1 protein-coding gene and 1 tRNA gene are annotated in these 623 nt (G+C 68.4%); both read left to right on the top strand.

What is annotated here, in order from left to right:
* Positions 1–415: hypothetical protein (locus tag E1289_RS38790; protein WP_207929428.1), on the top strand; the 415-nt coding region annotated here is incomplete at its 5' end.
* 32 nt (positions 416–447) lie between these two features.
* Positions 448–521, top strand: a tRNA-Met gene (locus tag E1289_RS37830).
* Positions 522–623: the final 102 nt, after the last annotated feature.

Below are 623 nucleotides of genomic sequence, written 5' to 3'. Positions count from 1 at the left end.
CACCACCCCCCGCCCCCCGGTCGACCTGCACGCCATCGTCGCCGCCATCGTCCACCCCACCGCCGGTGAGCTCCGAACCCCGGAAGGCCGCGACTTCCTCCGCATCACCGCCCAACTCGCCGGACGCGCCGGAATCCGCGACCACCGCCTCCCAGCCGTCCTCCACGGCACAAAGCTCAGCCGCCAGCTCCACCACCTCGAAACCGCCTGCCGCGCACACCTCCCCGAACCCGTCGCCCTCGAACGCATCGCCCTTTTCGTTGCCTTCCTGACCGCCGCCCTCGCCGACCGCACCGACCGCACCCAAGATCACAACCCCCGTAACATCCTCCTTGGCCACGACACCTTCGTCGCCGACCTCACCACCATGCTCACCGCCGCCCTCCAGGCCCCCCACCCCAACCGGTTTGCCTAAGCAACCCCAGCCCCATAGGCTTAGAACATCACCGCGGGGTGGAGCAGTTCGGTAGCTCGCTGGGCTCATAACCCAGAGGTCGCAGGTTCAAATCCTGCCCCCGCTACGAGTCTGGGGTCCGTGTGGTCGGATGCTTTGCATCCTTCCGCGCGGGCCTCTTCGCCGTTTTTGGGGGGACGACCCCCCAATCCCCCCGGTTCCTCCGCCT

The organism is Actinomadura sp. 6K520 (assembly GCF_004349245.1).
Classification (GTDB): Bacteria; Actinomycetota; Actinomycetes; order Streptosporangiales; family Streptosporangiaceae; genus Spirillospora.
This window is presented reverse-complemented; position numbering and strand designations above follow the sequence as displayed.